We start from the raw sequence: 20,213 nt of genomic DNA, 5'->3' as shown, positions 1-20,213 counted from the left end.
TTATAAGAATGAGAAATAAAATTTTCACACTTCTTCTCTCAGGTTTCGTTGCATGTTCATCGGCACAGGCAACAAAATTTACTTTAGACCTGGATGGTAGTCCTACCAACATCAAAATTCAGCCGACAATGTATGGGATTTTCTTTGAGGATATCAATTTTGCAGCCGATGGCGGAATGTATGCTGAGCTTATCAAGAACCGAAGCTTTGAGTTTGATGAGCCATTAATGGGCTGGAAACAGCAAAATACACAAACCCTTTCTCATAATCTGGATTCTGGTTTTTTGACGATTTATTCTGAGCATTCCAAAACCAATAAAAACTATGCAAGAATTACCGTTTACAATGATAAAAAGTACCTATTGGAAAATGAAGGTTTTCGGGGAATAGGACTTCTTAAAGATGCTAAATATGATTTCAGCTTTGATCTGGAAAATGTATCTGGAAATATTTCTGCGGTTAATGCAAGCCTGATTGAGGAAAATGGAGAAGTGATTTCCAATGTTCCAATAATTATCAAAGGAGAAGGTTGGCAAAAATATTCGGCTGTTTTTTCTGCTCCTGGGACAGTTGAAAAAGCAAAACTTCAAATCACTTTTACAGGAAACGGTGTTGTGAATGTGGATATGATTTCTCTTTTCCCGCAAGATACCTGGAAAGGACGAAAAGGTGGCTTAAGAAAAGATTTGGTTCAGAAATTATACGATTTACAGCCCGGGTTTTTACGTTTTCCAGGGGGTTGTATTGTGGAAGGCAGAACACTTGCCGAAAGATATCAATGGAAAAAAACATTGGGAAATATAGCCGACAGAGAATATCTCATCAATAAATGGAGCTCGGGGTTTGCACACCGTCTTACACCCGATTATTACCAGTCATTTGGATTAGGTTTTTATGAATATTTTCAGCTTTCGGAAGATTTGGGAGCCGAGCCTTTGCCGATTCTCAGCTGTGGAATGGCATGTCAGTTCAATACAGGGGAACTGGTTCATTTGGAAGAGTTAAATCCCTTCGTTCAGGATGCTTTGGATTTGATTGAATTTGCTAATGGAGATGTAAATACTAAGTGGGGTAAAATTCGTTCAGAAATGGGACATCCCAAAGCTTTTAATATGAAATATATCGGTGTTGGAAACGAACAGTGGGGGGAAGATTACATTGAACGTTACCAGATTTTTGAAAAAGCCATTCACGCGAAATATCCTGACATGAAAATTATTTCAGGAAGTGGACCATCGCCAGACGGAGAATTTTTCGATTATGGTTGGAAAGAGCTTAAGAAACTCAATGCCCAGATTGTAGATGAGCATTATTACAATTCTGCAAAATGGTTTCAGGAAAATGCAGCGAGATATGATAAATACGATAGAAACGGGCCTAAAGTTTTTGCTGGTGAATATGCCGTTCAGTCGGTGAAAACAGTAAGTCCAGACAATAGAAACAACTGGGAATCGGCACTCTCGGAAGCAGCTTTTATGACTGGTCTGGAAAGAAATGCAGATGTCGTAACGATGACTTCTTATGCGCCGTTATTTGCTCATGCCGATGGCTGGCAATGGACTCCGGATCTGATATGGTTTAATAATCTTCAGTCATATGCAACACCCAATTATTATGTTCAAAAATTGTTTTCAAATAATAAGGGAACTGATTTGCTAACAATTTCTCATAATAAAAATTCGGTTAGCGGCCAGGACAAGCTCTATGCAACGGCCGTAAAAGACAGCAAAAATAATCAGGTGATCATAAAAATTGTAAACACAGACCATAAGAACAGGTCAATAGAAATCAATCCTAAAAATATAAAATTAGGGCAAAAATTAATAAAAACGATCCTAACAGCTCCAGAACTTTCTGATGAAAATAATTTTGAAATGGAAAATATACAACCTGTTGAGGAGAATATTGTCATTAAAAATGGGAAATTTTCAATAGAAATTCCTGCCAGTTCTTTGCTTATTTTAAAGACAAAATAAGTCTAAAATACATTCAATAAAGGAAAAAATAAAATTAAGTGTATTTTATACATTTATTTAAAATAGAATCTTATATTTGTTTTATTCTCCGATTAAGGAAAATGTAAATATTTATTAAAACTTAATTCATTATAAAATGAAGAAATATGTTATCGGACTGGATTATGGTACGGATTCGGTACGTGCAGTGCTGATTGATACAGAAAACGGGGCAGAACTGTCTGCCTCTGTCAGCTACTACCAACGATGGAAGCAGGGAAAATTCTGTAAACCGGAAGAGAACCAGTTTCGTCAACATCCTTTGGATCATATTGAGGGTTTACAACAAACCATTTCTGATGTGGTAAAAGAAAGTGGAGTAGCACCAGAATCAATTGTCAGCATTTGTATCGATACCACAGGTTCATCACCGCTTCCTGTAAACAAAGACGGAATAGCATTGTCTTTAACACCTGGATTTGAAGAAAATCCCAATACAATGATGGTTTTATGGAAAGACCATACTTCTATTGATGAGGCTGAAGAAATAAACCATTTGGCAAGAAACTGGGGCGGTGAAGATTATACCAAATTTGAGGGTGGAATCTATTCCTCCGAATGGTTTTGGGCGAAAATTCTTCACATCAACAGACAGGATGAGAAAGTGAGAAATTCTGCTTACAGCTGGATGGAACACTGCGATTATATTACTTTTCTGCTTTCCGATCATCAGGATTTGGCAACATTCAAAAGAAGTCGCTGCGCAGCGGGTCACAAAGCAATGTGGCACGAATCGTGGAGTGGACTGCCGTCAAAAGAGTTTCTCAATCAGTTAGATCCGTCTCTGGCTGAACTTCGTGACAGGTTATATGAAAAAACATATACTTCAGACGAAGTTGCAGGAAATCTAAATCAGGAATGGGCGGAAAAATTAGGCTTGACTACCAATACGGTCATTACAGTGGGAACTTTCGATGCCCATTCGGGAGCAGTTGGTGCAAAAGTAGAAGAAAATACACTGATCCGTATTATGGGAACCTCTACATGTGATATTATGGTAGCATCCAAAGAAATTATTCAGGAGAAAACCGTTAAAGGAATCTGTGGACAGGTCAACGGTTCCGTTATTCCGGGCTTGATTGGTCTTGAAGCCGGTCAATCTGCATTTGGTGATGTATTGGCATGGTACAAAGACATTCTGACTTGGCCTGTTCACAACATTCTGATGAATTCCAATGTGATCGATAACAATCAGAAAGAACTTTTAAAAGAAGAAATAGAAAATAATCTCATTCGTAACCTTACCTTGGAAGCTGAAAAAATTCCTCTTTCCGAAGCCTTCCCTATTGCGCTGGACTGGATTAACGGACGAAGAACGCCGGATGCCAATCAGGAACTCAAAGCTGCTATCAATAATCTTTCACTCGGTACAAAAGCACCACATATTTTCAAAGCATTGGTTAATTCCATTTGTTTTGGTTCGAAAAAAATAGTAGATCGTTTTGAAGAAGAAGGGGTAAGAATCGAAAAAGTAATCGGAATTGGTGGTGTTGCCAGAAAATCCCCGTTTATAATGCAGACATTGGCAAACGTTCTTAATATGCCCATCGTCATAGCTGCATCTGACCAGGCTCCAGCTTTGGGAGCAGCGATTTATGCAGCGGTTTCAGCAGGGATTTACCCAAATGTTAAGGAAGCAAGCCGGAAAATGGGTTCGGATTTCGAAGCAGAATATTTTCCTCAGGCAGATCAGGTGGAAAATTATGCAGAATTAATGAATCAGTATCAGGTTCTCGCCGACTTTACTGAAAACAGTATAAAACTTAAGAATAAGAAATCCAGATCATTGACCAGCTAAAAATAATTCAGATTTTTTTTAGACAGCCATATCCGTCTTCCACACCCAATCTTTTTGCCAGCATAAAAAAGATTTCTGCTCAAGCCTGTCTGTGTGCGATTCATTGTTAAAGTAAATCAATAAGAATGGCTTAAATCATCTGTAATTTTTAAAATATTTAATTATTTAATAAAAATAAAATGAGCATCTATAAAGAACTTCAAAGAGAATGTTACGAAGCCAATATGCAATTGGATGCCTTGAAGCTTGTTGTTTATACATTCGGAAATGTAAGCGCGGTTGACCGTGAAAAAGGAATTTTTGCTATTAAACCAAGCGGTGTTCCTTATGAGATTCTAAAGCCTGAAGATATGGTGATTTTAGATTACGATGTCAATGTCGTAGAAGGAAAATTAAGGCCGTCATCCGATACCAAAACCCATGCTTACCTTTACAAAAATTGGGGAAATATTGGCGGGATTTCACACACGCATGCCATTTATTCGGTAGCCTGGGCACAGGCACAACTGGATATTCCGATTTTCGGAACCACACACGCAGACCATTTAACAACGGATATTCCCTGTGCGCCACCAATGCGTGACGATTTAATCGAAGGAAATTACGAATACAATACAGGAATCCAGATTCTTGATTGCTTCAAAGAAAAAAAACTGTCTTACGAAGAAGTTGAAATGGTTCTTATCGGAAACCACGGACCATTCACTTGGGGTAAAAATGCTGATAAAGCCGTTTACAACAGTAAAGTTCTGGAAACTATTGCAGAAATGGCCTATCGCACAAGACAGATCAACCCCGGTGCACCACGCCTGAAAGACTCACTTATCAAAAAACATTACGAACGCAAACACGGCAAAAATTCCTATTACGGACAATAATTAAAAATTAAAATTAAAAATATCATTTTGGATGAAACTCACTGTAGTGAAGAATCTCATTTAAATATAACAAATAGAGATTCCTTATTCTTCGGAATGACAAACTAAATACAGAAAACTATAAACTATCAATTAATATATGTTAACACCTCTCAATACCAAAGAAATCTGGTTCATCACCGGAAGCCAGCATTTATATGGGCCTGAAACGTTGGCTCAGGTTGCGGAACACTCGCGGAAAATTGTTGAAGCTTTTAATCAGTCTTCATTAATTCCTGTAAAAGTTATTATTAAGCCAACCGTAAAATCAACAGAAGAAATTTTTGAAACATTAACAACAGCTAATTATGCAGAAAGCTGCATAGGAATTGTAACCTGGATGCACACGTTTTCACCTGCAAAAATGTGGATTCGCGGACTGACGGCTTTGCGAAAACCAATGTTGCATTTGCATACACAGTTCAATCAAGATATCCCGTGGTCTACAATGGATATGGATTTTATGAATCTGAATCAGGCTGCTCACGGGGATCGTGAATTTGGTTTTATGGTAAGCCGTCTTCGGAAAAACAGAAAAATAGTTGTCGGACACTGGGCTGAGGAAAGAGTACAGAAACAAATCGGAGACTGGAGTCGTGTTGCAGCAGGCTGGGAAGATTGGCAGGGAGCGAAATTTGCCCGTTTTGGAGACAACATGAGATATGTTGCCGTTACAGAAGGTGATAAAGTGGAAGCAGAAACAAAATTCGGATTTTCAGTTAACACTTGGGGAATCGGAGATTTAGTGAGCATTGTCAATTCTATTGGTGAAGGTGAGGTAAAAACTTTAATGGAAGAATATGAAGCTTCCTACAAAATGGCAGATTCTTTACTTTCGGGAGGAAGCAATAGAAAATCACTTGAAGCTGCGGCAAGAATAGAACTGGGCTTAGAAAAATTCCTCAAAGAAGGAGATTTTAAAGGTTTTTCAGACACTTTTGAAGATCTCCATGGTCTGGAGCAGCTTCCCGGGATTGCTGTTCAAAGGTTAATGGAAAAAGGTTACGGTTTTGCGGGAGAAGGTGACTGGAAAACAGCAGCATTAGTCCGTGCAATGAAAACAATGGGACAGGGTTTGGAAGGCGGAAATGCCTTTATGGAAGATTATACTTATCATCTTAATCCTGTAAATCCTTCGGTTTTAGGTTCTCATATGCTGGAAGTCGATCCTGTTTTGGCGGTTGGCAAACCATCTTGTGAAATTCATCCGTTGGGAATTGGAGGTAAGGCAGATCCGGTTCGTCTGGTTTTTAGCTCAAGAGGAAATATTGATTCTTTGAATGCTGCCTTAATGGATTTCGGAAATCATTTCAGACTGTTAATCAACAAAACAAAATCGTTGGAAATTACCGAAGAATTACCACAACTTCCTGTGGCGAGAGTCCTTTGGAAGCCACTACCTGATTTGTACACGGCAGCAGAAGCATGGATTCTGGCCGGAGGAGCACATCATACGTGCTATAGTGAAAACATCAGTGCAGAACAGTTGGAAGATTTTGCTGAAATTGCAGGAATTGAATCCCTGGTAATTGATGAAGACACAAAGATTCGTGATTTTAAGAACAATCTTCGCTGGAATGAAATTTATTATCGCTAAAATTGCAAATTCCTAAGACAATGAGAAAAACAACTATCAATCTGATTATTATTATTGCAGTTTTATGTATTTTCGGCTGCAATAAAAAAGAAAACGATCAAAAGACACAATCCCAACACATGGATAATATAAAGGTTTCAAACTACGGAGTGACGGCAAAAGGCGATTCCATAAAAAAATATACCCTAACTAATAAAAACGGGATGAAGGTGGAAGTCATCAATTTTGGAGGAATTATTACTTCACTCACGGCCCCCGACAGAAACGGGAAATATGAAGACGTCGTTTTAGGATTCACAAAACCTGAAGGGTATTTCAATGGAAATCCTTATTATTTCGGAGCTTTAATTGGTCGTTATGGGAATAGAATAGCCAATGCAAAATTCACTTTGGAAGGCAAAACTTACGAGATTGATAAAAATGATAAACCAAACAGTCTTCACGGTGGAAAAGAAGGTTTCTATACCAAATTCTGGAATATTGAACCTGTAAAAGATGCGAATTTTCCGACTCTTAAGTTAACTTACACCAGTGCAGATGGCGAAGAAGGTTACCCTGGAAAACTTTTTACAACGGTCTTATATACTTTGACAGATGACAATTCTTTGGAAATTTCCTATGAAGCAACGACAGATAAATCAACAGTTATTAATCTTACACAACATTCATATTTTAATCTTTCAGGGAATTTCACAAAAGAGGTTACCGACCACGAACTACAAATTAATGCGGATAAATTTTTACCTGTAAATGAAACATTGATACCAACGGGTGAACAGAAAGAAGTAAAAGGAAGTCCTTTTGATTTCACCGTTTCAAAACCAATCGGAAAAGATATCAATTCAGATGATGACCAGCTAAAAAAAGGAAAAGGTTATGACCACAACTGGATTTTGAACGGTAACGGAATGAGAAGCATTGCCAAAGTGTACCATCCTGGATCAGGAAGAATAATGGAAGTTCTTACAGACGAACCGGGTGTTCAGTTTTATTCCGGAAATTTTCTTGATGGAAAGTTTGATACTAAAACAGGAGGGAAAAACGAATTCCGAACAGGCTTTTGTTTAGAAACCCAACATTTTCCGGATTCTCCAAATCAATCTTCTTTCCCTTCAACAGAGCTTAAGCCGGGACAAAAATATCAGACTAAAACGATTTATAAATTCTCAGTTAAAAAATAGATTATGGGAAACTTAGCAACGATTGATATCATCATATTTCTTGTTTATTTTGTGGTGGTAGCCGGTTACGGAATTTGGATTTATAATAAGAAGAAGTCCGCTGCCACAGGTAGTAAGGATTATTTTTTGGCAGAAGGCTCACTCACCTGGTGGGCCATTGGTGCCAGTTTGATTGCATCCAATATTTCGGCTGAACAGTTTATCGGGATGAGTGGTGAAGGTTTTTTTGTGGGGATTGCTGTTGCAGCTTATGAATGGATTGCAGCAATTGCATTGATAATCATCGCCGTCTGGTTCATTCCTATTTATCTTAAAAATAAGATTTATACAATGCCTCAATTTCTGGAGACCCGTTATAACAAGTCGGTTTCGTTGATAATGGCTGTATTCTGGCTGTTTTTATATGTAATTGTAAACCTTACCTCGATTTTATATTTAGGAGCCCTGGCTATAGATACCTTACTTGGAGGAGGGCATTTGCATATTATTATGATTGGGTTGCTGTTGATGGCCTTACTTATCGGTTTAGGTGGAATGAAGGTGATAGGTTATACTGATGTAATTCAGGTGGCAGTTCTTATCATCGGAGGTTTTGCAACGGTTTACATGGCTCTTCAGATTGTTGACCAGAGAATTAACGGAGCTGATGTAGGAAATGCTTTCGCAGGATTTCAAACTTTGATGAATGAAGCACCGCAACACTTTAAGTTAATGCTTGACAAACCAACGACTACAACGACCACCTTGGCAATGCCGGAAAATCTGAATGTGCAGAAATATGTGGTTCTACCGGGCTTGGCAATGTATTTTGCAGGGCAGTGGATCGTAAACCTGAATTATTGGGGATGCAACCAGTACATTACACAACGCGCTTTGGGAGCTGATTTAAAAACAGCAAGGACCGGAATTCTGTTCGCAGGATTCTTGAAGTTATTTATGCCGATTATCGTAATGCTTCCAGGAATTGCAGCGTATGTTTTATACACAAAAGGACATTTACCTGGTTTCAACGGGGTAAAAGACGGAGCGTATTCGGCGATTTTAGGATTTTTACCTTCGGGATTGAAAGGACTTGCAGTTGCAGCACTTACCGCAGCAATCGTAGCATCTTTGGCAGGAAAAGTAAACAGTATTTCGACGATTTTCACTTTAGATATTTATAAAAAATACCTGAAAGCAGATGCTACTGAAATCCAGATGGTAAGAACGGGGCGTTGGGCAATAATTATTGCAATGGCTGTTGCTTTAGCCTTTACGTGGACTGATGTTTTGGGAATCGGAGGAGAAGGTGGTTTTACATTCATCCAGAAATATACCGGATTTATCAGTCCCGGAGTTTTTGCAATGTTCCTTTTGGGAATGTTCTGGAAAAGAACGACAGGAATAGCAGCTTTAGTCGGAGTTATTCTGGGATTCTTACTGGCTATTTTCTTCAACAGTTTTGCAGTAGATATTTTCGGGAAAGAAACTTGGCTATACACTGCTTTTACCTATGAAAAATTAGAAAATGGCGTAGTTCATACGATTACAGAAATTCCGTTTTTGATTAATATGGGCTGGTCATTCTTTATCACGGTTGCTGTTATGGTGATAATAAGTTTGGCTGGTCCGAAAGTAAATCCAAAAGCTTTCGCAATAGATGCAACCATGTTTAAAGTAGATTCCAGAACATTGGTTATGATTGTAGTAACAGTTCTTTTACTGACCGCACTTTATGTGAGATTTTGGTAATTTTAAAAAATATTTGGAAATAGGATGCCATTCTTGGCATCCTATCTTTGTTAAAAAAATACTAATGATTTTGTAATTTTAAATAAAGTTTTGAAAAAATATCTCCTTTTTATCGATACCGAAACAACAGGAATCCCGAAACGTTGGAATCTGCCTTATTCTGAAACGGACAACTGGCCTTCAGCAGTTCAGGTTTCATGGATTTTGTATGATGAAAACAGTAAAGAAATTAAAAGAGAGAATTTTTATATTAATGAAGATTTTGAAATCAGTTTACCGTCATTCAAAGTTCACAAAATTTCCAGAGAATTTTTAAGCAACAATGGAAAAGCACGAAAGTTTGTTCTACAGAAGCTTTCAAAAGATATTCAGCAATATCATCCGTTAATTACAGGACATTTTACAGAATTTGATATTCATACGCTAAGCTGTGATTTTTACAGAGCGGGTTTGGAAAATCCTTTTCCTCAAAGTCATTTTTACTGCACGATGCTAAAAAGCAAAGACTATATTTTAAATCCTCAAGTTTATTATTTTCGTTTGCCACAGCTTTACGATTTCCTTTTTAATGAAAAAATGGAAGACTCTCATGATGCTGTGATTGATGCTGAAATGACGGCAAAATGTTTTTTTGAAATTCGTTCTCGCGGAGAGATTTCTGAAGATGAACTTCAGAAAATCCATCACGAAATAGAATGTAAATTAAAATTTTTAACAGATAAAATGGAATAATCATGACAGAAGAAAAAATTATTTCACTATTAAAAATAACAGAGCCCTTTCTCCTTTTGCCCGAAACGGTTCTTGCTGAAATCTCCGAAACACTTATTAAAACCGAGTTTTCTAAAGACACGCTGGCTTATCGTCAGGAAGTGACCGAGATGGCGGGTGTAGATATTATTTCATCAGGAGAATACGAAACTTTCTTTTTCGATGCTACTGAAAATAAAAGATGTGTTACTAAACACCATTCTCCTTACTGTTTCGGCGGAATTTCGGTGGTTCTGAACAGAGTCCGTGCGCTGAAATCAGCCATTGCCAAAAAAGGAACTGTGGTTTATACTTTACCCAGAAAAGAATTTTATGAATTGTGTAATGCGTACGAAGATTTTTTTCATTATTTTACTTCAGATTTTGGTATAAAAATGCTGGATGAGGAGTTTTCACACTTTGTAAAAACACCCGCAACCTTCGAAGAAAGTTATTTTGCAGCCGATCAGCTGTATTCCCGGAAAATTGAAGGCATTGCTTATAAAAGTATTGTTTCGTGTGAGGAAAATACACCTGTTTTTGAAGCTGCCAGACTGATGGCCGCCAATAAGGTAAGCTGTATCTTTATCAAAAATTCGGAAAACAGAGAGATTATTGGTTATGCTACCGATATTACCTTAAGGGATCGTGTCATCGCCCGTTGTCTGGATTCAAGAACAGCTATTTTAGAGGTAATGGATAATCCGATTGTAAGTATTTCCAGTGATGCCTATTTATATGAAGCGATTCTGATGATGTTCCAAACCAAATCAAGGTATCTTTTAGTGAAAGATAAAGAAGGATATGTCGGTTTTTTAAGCAGAAACAGGTTGCTGAGCGAGCAGGCACAAAGTCCTTTGGTGTTTATCCAGTCAGTAAAGCAGGCAGAAAACATCGAAGAGCTCCTCAAAAAATGGAAACAGGTTCCGGATATGATCAATCAGCTTTTGGGAAGAGGAGTACACGGCGAAATTGCCAGCCAGGTCATTACCACGATTGCCGATACGATAACAGGAAAGGTAATAGAGAAAGTGATAAAAGAAATTGGAAATCCACCTGCGAAATTTGCTTTTATTGTTACGGGAAGTGAAGGACGAAAAGAACAGACCCTAAGCACAGATCAGGATAACGGAATCATCTATGAAGACAAAGGGAATGAGCAGAGAGAAATTGTAAGAGAATATTTTTTAGAATTTGCCAAACGTGTTTCAGATGATCTTAACACCATTGGTTTTGTATACTGTAAAGGCGGTTTTATGGCAAGTAATCCAAAATGGACCCATTCTCTTTCCCATTGGAAAAGAGATTATGCAAGATGGATAGATGAATCGATACCAGAAAATGCAATGAAATTTTCTACATTTTTTGATTTCCGTTTTATTTATGGTGAGGAAAATATTGTATGGGAGCTTAAAACTTTTATCAAGGAAAAACTTGTTTCACCCAACCAGCTGTTTTTTGCACACATTGCAAAAAATGCGCTTCAATATGAGCCTCCTTTGACTTTTTTCAAAAAAATAAAGACTCAAACGATTGGTAAATCAGAAGTTTTCGATATTAAAACGGCAATGTCTCCAATTGTAGATCTGGTTCGTGTATATGCATTGAAAAATCATCTGGAAATAGAAAATACTGGCGAAAGAATGAAGAGACTTACTGAAATTGGAATTTTCACGCAACAGCAGTATAACGAAATTCATCAATCTTACTATTATCTGATGGCGCTGCGACTTAAAAATCAGGCTAATGAGATAAATATTGATAAGAGGCACCCTGACAATTATGTGGATATTAGTAAATTAACCAGAATAGAACGGGTGACATTGATTGAAATTTTCAAAACTATTGGCAATTTTCAGTCAGGTATCAAGATGAAATTTATTGGAAGTTTATAAACTTAGATCTTAAACATAAATCCTTCTGATAATTTTTTATTGTATTTATCTTCATCGAATCTATAAAGGAAAGATCCTTTTTTAGAAGAGTTCATATCTTTTTCATTGGTATTGACCAGAATATCCATAGCATTTATCTTGTTCGTGAAATTCCTTTTGTCGTATTTTTCATCAAAAATAGCTTCATAAAGATTCTGGATATCTTTCATTGTAAATTTTTTTGCCAGCAATTCAAAACCGATCGGTTTAGTAGTGGCTCTTCTTCTTAATCTTAAAACCGCATCTTTTACCATTTCGTTATGATCAAAAATGAGTTCTGGGCAGTTTTTGAGGTCAAACCATTTGGAACTATACTTTTCATTGATATGAATGTCATTGTCAATGTTAATAAGTGCATAATATGAAATGGATATAATTCTAGCATTTGGTTCACGATCAATTTTTGTATAAGCATTTAACTGCTCTAAATAAATGTTTTCCAGACCTGTCAAAGTATGTAGAACCCGGTTTGCTGCTTGATCAGAACTTTCATCAGAACCTATAAAACCTCCCATCAGAGACCATTCTCCTTTTTTTGGTTTGAAATTTCTTTTAACGAGAAGAATTTTTAGATTTTCTCCATCAAAACCAAAGATGATACAGTCAACTGCAACAAAATGCTGTGGATAATGTAAGTAATCTTTTAACATCAATATTATTTTCTACAAAGTTAATGTTTTTAGCGTGCTTTTTGTCGATCAAGTTGATTAAATGTTATTTTAACACTTTATTTTTGTTTTTTCTAATATCACACAGAAAATGCATAGGATAACTTATTTTGGGGATTTAATATTCAAAATTTATTACTTTTTTCCCTAAAATTCATATCGTGGTTCATAAAATAAAAGTTAAAATTATGTTAAAAAATAAAATACAACTTAATTAATTAGTTTTTCTTTGATTTACTAAAATTACGATAAGTATTCAAATCGTTAATAAAACCTTAATATAAACTTGTTGTAATTATTTTGGAAACAGTGTTTTAAATATACGGTCTGTGTAGGTGATTAGTTGGGTATTCTTATTTTTTATGATAAGCTATTGTTTTTTTTACATTTTTTGAATTTTGATAAGACCTCTGTTTTTTTGTTCTCTGCAAAATTCTTTTATATCTGGATTCTTTCTGCTATTTTTATAAATGTTGAAATTACATTTAATAATGAACAGACGGGTTTTGATACTTTTTTTAGGATTTGCTTCATTTGCTTTTGGGCAGACAGAGAAGAAAATCAATTATTTTCCGCTAAATAGAGTTCATTTATCTGATAGTGATTTTCGAAAAGCAATGCAAACGGATAAAAAATATATCCTATCGATGAATGCAGACAGGCTTTTGGCACCGTACCTAAAAGAAGCAGGATTGAAATTTAAAAAAGAAAATTATCCCAATTGGGAAAATACAGGACTGGATGGTCATATCGGTGGTCATTACATTTCCGCTCTGGCTCTCATGTACGCTTCAACAGATGATCGAGAAGTCAAGCAGCGTTTGGATTATATGATCGATGAACTGGAACGGTGTCAGGATTTTTCAGGAAACGGTTATCTTTCGGGAGTTCCGAATGGTAAAAAAATCTGGAAGGAGATTGCCGGGGGGAACATCCGGGCTGCAACTTTTGGTCTGAACGACCGTTGGGTTCCACTGTATAATATCCACAAAACATATTCAGGTTTGCGGGATGCTTATTGGTATGCTGATAGTGAGAAAGCAAAAAAGATACTGATAAAACTCACAGATTGGATGGTTGATGAAGTTTCCGGACTTTCCGATGCGCAGATTCAGGAGATGCTTCGTAGTGAACATGGCGGTTTGAATGAAGTATTTGCTGATGTTTACGACATCACAAAAAATCCGAAATATCTCAAACTTGCCCATCGCTTTTCACATCTTGCAATTTTAAACCCCTTATTGAATGATGAAGATAAACTAACTGGAATTCATGCTAATACACAGATTCCGAAAGTGATTGGTTTTAAACGTATTGCGGATTTAGAAAATAATAAAGAATGGAGCAATGCTGCCGATTTTTTCTGGACGAACGTTACGCAAAAACGTTCGGTAATTATCGGAGGAAACAGTGTGAGTGAGCATTTTAATCCAATTAATGATTTCGGTGGAATGATTAAAAGTGTCGAAGGTCCCGAAACCTGTAATACCTATAATATGCTGAAACTCTCCAGAGAATTATATGCAACGAATCCAAAATCATCTTATATAGATTATTACGAAAGAGCTTTATACAACCATATTCTTTCCACTCAAAATCCTGAAAAAGGTGGTTTTGTTTATTTCACACCAATGCGTCCAGGTCATTACAGGGTTTATTCTCAGCCTGAAACCAGCTTTTGGTGTTGCGTAGGCTCAGGAATGGAGAATCAGGCCAAGTATGGAGAAATGATTTATGCTTATTCAGATGAAGATCTGTATGTAAACCTTTTTATCCCTTCCATTTTAAAATGGTCTGAAAAGAAAGTGGTTCTTAGGCAGGAAAATAACTTCCCGGAATCAGCATCTACAAAACTGATTTTTGACGTCGCTTCAAAATCAAATATAAATTTGAAATTAAGAGCACCGCAATGGTCGGATGCTTCTCAGATTACCATTTCAGTAAATGGTAAAAATATTAATGTTGCTGTTGATGCTGAAGGTTACTTTAATATCAAAAGAGAATGGAAGAAAAGTGATGTTATAGAAATGAAAATGCCGATGCATCTTTCTGCAGAACAACTTCCCGATAATTCGGACTATTTTGCGTTTAAATATGGCCCGATTGTTTTAGCTGCCAAATATGGAAAAGAAAATCAGGATGGACTCTTGGCCGATGACAGCAGAGGCGGACACATCGCGCACGGTCCGCAGATTCCTTTAAATGAAATTCCTACCATTTTGGGAAGCTCAGCCTCGGTTATAAGTCATTTGGAAAATGTTAATGGAAAAGATCTCACCTTCAGATTAAAAGGTTTGTATCCTCCGAATAAATTCGGTAATGGACTAGAACTGGTTCCGTTTTATAAAATTCAGGAAGAACGTTACATCATTTACTTTCCGCAGGCGGATCAGGATAAAATTGTAATGATTCAGAAACAGAAAGCCGAAGAAGAAGAGGACCTCAAAAAACTGAACAGCATTACAGCAGATAAAATCCAGTTGGGTGAACAGCAGCCAGAATCAGACCATTTCATCGACAGCAAAGACTCCAATACCGGTTATATCGAAGACCGCCATTTCCGCGAGGCTAAAGGTTGGTTCAGTTACCAGATGAGAAATAAGAATAAAAATGCAAAATATGTTTATGTTCTTTATTTCGATGTCAATAACAACCGAATGTTGAATGTGGAAATTAATGGAGTAAAAGTGATTTCTAAAGATTTCGATGGAACATTAGGCAGCTCTCCACAATCATTATTAATTCCGATTCCTGAATCTGAAAATCGTAAGGAAGTTCTTACGATAAAATTTAAATCAGGTGAAAAATCACTTACCCCGAAGATCATTGAAGTAAGAGTACTTAATCAAATGCCAGATAAAAACTAACAGTCTTGACAAGGCTTACAAAATATTTCAATCCGATATGAACAATAAACTCAATAAAATTTTAAGCTTGCTTCTCTGCCTATTCTGCATTTTCATTGAAGCAAAAATAACACTTCCTGCATTGGTCTCAGATGGAATGGTTTTGCAGAGAAATCAAAAACTAAATATCTGGGGAAAAGCAGATGCCGGAGAAAAAATTGAAATTAAATTCTTCAATAAGAAATACAGCACGACTTCCGACCAAACGGGGAACTGGAAAATCACGCTTCCTGAGCAGAAAGCAGGGGGGCCTTATGTTATGACCATTAATGAAGTAACATTGAGAAATATTCTCATCGGTGATGTTTGGCTGGCTTCCGGACAGTCGAATATGGAACTGCCAATGCGCAGGCTGATACCTCTTTATGCGAATGAAATTAAAAATGCAAATAACCAGAATATCAGATTTTTCACTGTTCCTCAAAAATATAATTTCAAGTCACCTCAAACTGAGCTTGACGGCGGCAAATGGGAAGTAACAAATCCACAGACGATTCTTAATTTTTCTGGAGTTGCCTATTTTTTTGCAAAGCAGTTGAGTGAAAAAAATAAAATTGCCATTGGTATTATTCACTCGAGTCTGGGTGGGGCACCAATCCAGTCGTGGATGGATGAAAATTCTCTGAAAAAATATCCTGAATATCTGGATGAAGCAAAAAAATGGCAAAATGATGAGTTAATTAAGTCTACAGAATCTACAGAACAGGCATTAAGTAAAGCATGGTATACAGAGCTTAGCCAGAGTGATATCGGATTGAATCAGCACTGGGAAAGTTTCGGCCTGGATGATTCCAGCTGGAAGACGATGCGAATTCCGGGTTCGTGGGAAGATAAAGAAGGGCCTTTCGAAGGTTCAGTTTGGTTTAGAAAAGAATTTAACTTAACTAAAAGTCAGGCAGGAAAAACAGCATTTTTAAATTTAGGAAGAATAAAAGATGCCGATGTGACGTACATTAATGGCGTAAAAGTAGGAAATGTAACCTACGAATATCCGCCTCGCTGGTACGATATTCCGGCGGGCATTTTGAAAGAAGGCAAAAATATCATTGCCACAAGGATTACGAATGGAAGCGGAAAAGGAGAGTTTATCGCCGACAAACCTTATTATATCGAAATCGATGGAAATAAAATAGATTTAAAAACAGAATGGAAATATAAGGTTGGTGCCAAGATGGAAAAAATGGCTCCCGGACAAACTTTTATTCGTTGGAAACCAGTAGGATTGTACAACGCAATGATTAATCCACTAATCAATTATAATATAAAAGGAGTAATTTGGTATCAAGGGGAAGGTAATACCGGAGAACCAAAAGAATACGGAGATCTACTGACTACGATGATTCTGGATTGGCGAAACAAATGGAATCATAAGGATATGCCGTTTTTTACCGTACAGCTGGCCAATTTTATGGACCCGAAAACTCAGCCTGTGGAAAGCAATTGGGCAGAGTTGAGAGACCAACAGCGTCGGGTTTCGTTGAAAGTTCCAAATACAGGACTTGCCGTAATTATTGATTTAGGAGAATGGAATGATATTCATCCTTTAAATAAAAAATCAGTTGGCGAAAGATTAGCTTTACAGGCATTTAAAGTGGCTTATAGAAAAAATATCATCGCAGATGGACCAGTGTATCAATCAATGAAGGTACAAGAAAATAGAATTATTCTTACTTTTAAATCTGGAACGGATAATTTTGAGCCTGTTTCTGAATTGAAAGGTTTTGCTATCAAAAGTAAGGATGGAAAATATGAGTGGGCGAAGGCGAAAATCGAAGGTAACAGAATCACTGTCTGGAATGACATTGTAAAAGAACCATTTGCTGTCCGCTATGACTGGGCAGATAATCCCGATGGAAACCTTAGAAATAAATCCGGACTTCCCGCTTCACCGTTTACTACGGAATAATCAATTATTACTTATCAATTATAAACTATTAAAATGAACAACTCATCCCAAAAAATATCTGTTATTGAGAAAATCGGCTACAGTTTAGGAGACCTAGCAGCCAATCTGGTTTTCCAGACGCTCGTAACATATTTAGCGTATTTCTATACAGATATTTATGGATTAAAACCGGAAAATGCCTCTATCATTACACTCACCGTCGGATTATTGGCTGGTTTTGTCTTCAACCCAATGATTGGTGCTTTGGCAGACCGAACACGAACAAAGTGGGGGAAGTTCCGTCCGTGGATTTTGCTGTCTGCCATTCCGTTGGGTGCAGCAGCGCTTCTAGCATTCAGTACTCCTGATTTTTCGTATAAAGGAAAAATGATTTATGCAGCAGTCACTTACTCTGTATTACTATTGCTTTACGCGGCCAATAATTTACCTTATGCTGCTTTAAGTGGTGTAATCACAGGCGATATGGGTGAGCGCAACAGTATTTCTTCTTATCGTTTTGTAGCTGTAATGTTTGCGCAATTTTTTGTTCAGGTATTTATGTTACCGATTATTTTATCTGCAGGACATGGCAATAAAGCGGCCGGAATCGAAGTGGTAATGACTTGGTTAGCGATTATAGGAACAGCAATGTTACTGATAACATTTTTCACCACCAAAGAAAGAGTGGTTCCAAAACCGGAGCAAGAATCGACTTTAGGTGCTGATTTAAAAGACTTAAAGAAAAACAAGCCCTGGATTATAATGTTGGTGGTTACCGCATTGATTTTCATTACATTGGCAATGAAGGGAGGTTCGTATGTATATTATTTTAATAACTATGTAGATGAAGCTTCTCTTCAGCAATTTATATCACCAATAACCAATTTCTTCAATTCCATTGGGATGAATTTCTTTGGTGAAGATGCACGTTCAGCAGGTTTCGGACTTTTCAATGCCGGAGGAATCATTATGATGATTGTCGGAATCACTTTCTCTAAAAAATTTGCAGACAAATATGGCAAAAGAGATGCGTTTATTGCTTCATTGTTTATATCAACTTTATTTGTAGTGGCCTTTATTTTCTATCCGCCAAAATCTGTTGGATTGATGTTTTTGTCGCAGATTTTACACGGTTTCTTTTACGGAATCGGTACACCTTTGCTTTGGGCAATGATTGCTGATGTCGCGGACTATTCCGAATGGAAAAATAACAGACGGGCAACTGCCATTATTTTTTCGGCAATGATGGTAGGCTTGAAGGTAGGTTTAAGCATCGGAAGCTCATTAGTCGCATATATTATTGGTCAGTATGGTTATATCTCCTCTGAAGGTGCGGTAAACGTGATACAGCCGGAAACAGTTTCCGCAGGTGCAAAAATGCTGGTCAGTGTATTTCCTTCCATTCCTTTCTTTTTAGCGTGTGGACTGCTGATGTTTTACGAAATCAATAAAAAGATGGAAATTAAAATCGAGCAAGAACTTAAAGAAAGAAGAAAGTAAAAAAACAAATCAGAAATGTTTTTTTTCTCGCAAAAAGAGCTCTGTTTAAGCCGGACTGCGTATGATTAGTGTTCAAAAAATATTGGCGAGATTAATAAAAAATAAGTACGAATGGGCTTTAACCCGTTCAATACAATACAAGGAAATGGCTTTAGTCAAAATTTAAAATAAGTTTCATCCAAAGCCAAATGAAAATAAAAAGCTTATGAGAAAAATAGCAGCATTATTAGGAATTTTAACCTTGACCGTATCGTGTAAGACAGCAGGCAATGCAGCTTCTGCGGTGACCCTTAAAAATGCATTCAAGAATAAATTTTACGTCGGAACAGCAATGAGCCTTCCGCAGATTGACGAAACAGAGGCCAATTCTGTTGGGATCATTAAAAAGCAGTTTAGCTCTATTGTTGCAGAAAACTGTATGAAATCTATGTTTCTGCAACCGCAGGAAGGAAAATTCTTTTTTGATGATGCCGATAAATTTGTAGCTTTCGGAGAGAAAAACAAAATGTTCATTATCGGTCATACGCTGATTTGGCATTCTCAGTTGCCCAAATGGTTTTTCATTGATAAAGATGGAAAAGAGATTTCAGCAGAAGTTCTTAAACAAAGGATGAAAAATCATATCACTACGGTTGTAAGCAGATACAAAGGTCGGGTGAAAGGTTGGGATGTAGTCAATGAAGCCATCATGGAAGACGGTTCTTACCGTAAAAGTAAATTTTACGAAATCCTTGGTGAAGAATTTATTCCCTTGGCATTTCAGTATGCTCACGAAGCAGATCCAAACGCAGAATTATATTACAACGATTACAACGAATGGTACCCCGAAAAAGTTCAGACTGTTAGCAAAATGGTTGAAAAATTGAAAACCAAAGGAATTCGTATCGATGGAGTTGGTATGCAGACACACGTTGGTCTCGATACACCAAAGCTTGATGAATATGAAAAAGCAATTGTAGCCTATGCAGCAAACGGCATTAAAGTGAATGTTACCGAAATGGAGATTAGTGCACTTCCTTCACCTTGGGGAACTTCTGCCAATGTTTCAGATACCGTGGAATATCAGGCAAAAATGAATCCTTATACGACAGGTCTTCCCGAAAATATAAAGACAGAATGGGAAAACCGTTATCTGGATTTTTTCAGACTCTTCATCAAACACCAGGATAAAATAAGAAGGGTGACATTATGGGGTACTACCGATGCACAATCGTGGAAAAATGATTTTCCTGTAAAAGGAAGAACCGACTATCCGTTGCTTTTTGACCGGAATGGTCAGACAAAACCTGTGGTGGAAAAAATCATTCAGCTGACAAAAGAAAAATAATTCT

13 protein-coding genes are annotated in these 20,213 nt (G+C 37.1%); 12 read left to right on the top strand and 1 reads right to left on the bottom strand.

What is annotated here, in order from left to right; translation table 11 throughout:
• Positions 1 to 8: 8 nt before the first annotated feature.
• The 8 genes from AC3WRL_RS18430 (at position 9) to AC3WRL_RS18395 (ending at position 11,884) form a co-directional block, all read left to right on the top strand.
• Entirely contained in the window at positions 9 to 1,976 is a 1,968-nt protein-coding gene (locus AC3WRL_RS18430) for an alpha-L-arabinofuranosidase family protein (protein ID WP_492330945.1), read from the top strand.
• Between the two features lie 136 nt (positions 1,977 to 2,112).
• A complete protein-coding gene (locus AC3WRL_RS18425; RefSeq protein ID WP_492330944.1) occupies positions 2,113 to 3,813 on the top strand; it encodes a ribulokinase in 1,701 nt (566 codons plus the stop codon).
• A 179-nt stretch (positions 3,814 to 3,992) separates the two neighbouring features.
• Positions 3,993 to 4,691: an L-ribulose-5-phosphate 4-epimerase gene (locus AC3WRL_RS18420; protein WP_214825966.1), complete on the top strand. Its 699-nt coding sequence runs from the start codon at positions 3,993 to 3,995 to the stop codon at positions 4,689 to 4,691.
• A 139-nt stretch (positions 4,692 to 4,830) separates the two neighbouring features.
• Positions 4,831 to 6,327, top strand: a complete 1,497-nt coding sequence (gene araA, locus AC3WRL_RS18415; RefSeq protein WP_214825965.1) for an L-arabinose isomerase — start codon at positions 4,831 to 4,833, stop codon at positions 6,325 to 6,327.
• A 20-nt stretch (positions 6,328 to 6,347) separates the two neighbouring features.
• A complete protein-coding gene (locus AC3WRL_RS18410) occupies positions 6,348 to 7,508 on the top strand; it encodes an aldose epimerase family protein (RefSeq protein ID WP_492330943.1) in 1,161 nt (386 codons plus the stop codon).
• 3 nt (positions 7,509 to 7,511) lie between these two features.
• The gene (locus AC3WRL_RS18405) at positions 7,512 to 9,239 is read left to right on the top strand and encodes a sodium:solute symporter family transporter (RefSeq protein WP_214825963.1); all 1,728 of its coding nucleotides are present in this window, start codon (positions 7,512 to 7,514) and stop codon (positions 9,237 to 9,239) included.
• Positions 9,240 to 9,329: 90 nt separating this feature from the next.
• Positions 9,330 to 9,971 (top strand): 3'-5' exonuclease, encoded by a 642-nt coding sequence (locus AC3WRL_RS18400; protein WP_261511850.1) that lies wholly within the window; start codon positions 9,330 to 9,332, stop codon positions 9,969 to 9,971.
• A gap of 2 nt (positions 9,972 to 9,973) precedes the next feature.
• Positions 9,974 to 11,884 (top strand): DUF294 nucleotidyltransferase-like domain-containing protein, encoded by a 1,911-nt coding sequence (locus tag AC3WRL_RS18395; protein WP_492330942.1) that lies wholly within the window; start codon positions 9,974 to 9,976, stop codon positions 11,882 to 11,884.
• 2 nt (positions 11,885 to 11,886) lie between these two features.
• Here the strand turns inward: AC3WRL_RS18395 and AC3WRL_RS18390 are convergent, their stop codons facing one another.
• On the bottom strand, positions 11,887 to 12,573 hold the full coding sequence (locus tag AC3WRL_RS18390) for an NUDIX hydrolase (RefSeq protein WP_214825957.1): 687 nt from the start codon (positions 12,571 to 12,573) through the stop codon (positions 11,887 to 11,889).
• 509 nt (positions 12,574 to 13,082) lie between these two features.
• Here AC3WRL_RS18390 and AC3WRL_RS18385 point away from each other — a divergent pair.
• The 4 genes from AC3WRL_RS18385 (at position 13,083) to AC3WRL_RS18370 (ending at position 20,209) form a co-directional block, all read left to right on the top strand.
• Positions 13,083 to 15,458: a beta-L-arabinofuranosidase domain-containing protein gene (locus tag AC3WRL_RS18385; protein ID WP_492330941.1), complete on the top strand. Its 2,376-nt coding sequence runs from the start codon at positions 13,083 to 13,085 to the stop codon at positions 15,456 to 15,458.
• Between the two features lie 37 nt (positions 15,459 to 15,495).
• Positions 15,496 to 17,403, top strand: coding sequence for a sialate O-acetylesterase (locus AC3WRL_RS18380; protein WP_214825953.1), 1,908 nt, complete (start codon positions 15,496 to 15,498; stop codon positions 17,401 to 17,403).
• Between the two features lie 33 nt (positions 17,404 to 17,436).
• Positions 17,437 to 18,882 (top strand): MFS transporter, encoded by a 1,446-nt coding sequence (locus AC3WRL_RS18375; protein WP_214825951.1) that lies wholly within the window; start codon positions 17,437 to 17,439, stop codon positions 18,880 to 18,882.
• Positions 18,883 to 19,087: 205 nt separating this feature from the next.
• The gene (locus AC3WRL_RS18370) at positions 19,088 to 20,209 is read left to right on the top strand and encodes an endo-1,4-beta-xylanase (protein ID WP_214825949.1); all 1,122 of its coding nucleotides are present in this window, start codon (positions 19,088 to 19,090) and stop codon (positions 20,207 to 20,209) included.
• The last annotated feature ends 4 nt before the right edge of the window (positions 20,210 to 20,213 follow it).

The sequence above is a fragment of the Chryseobacterium sp. FW101-FHT12H09 genome, from assembly GCF_058790395.1.
Note: the sequence above shows the minus strand (reverse complement) of the source record. Positions and strands in the feature narration are given on the sequence as shown.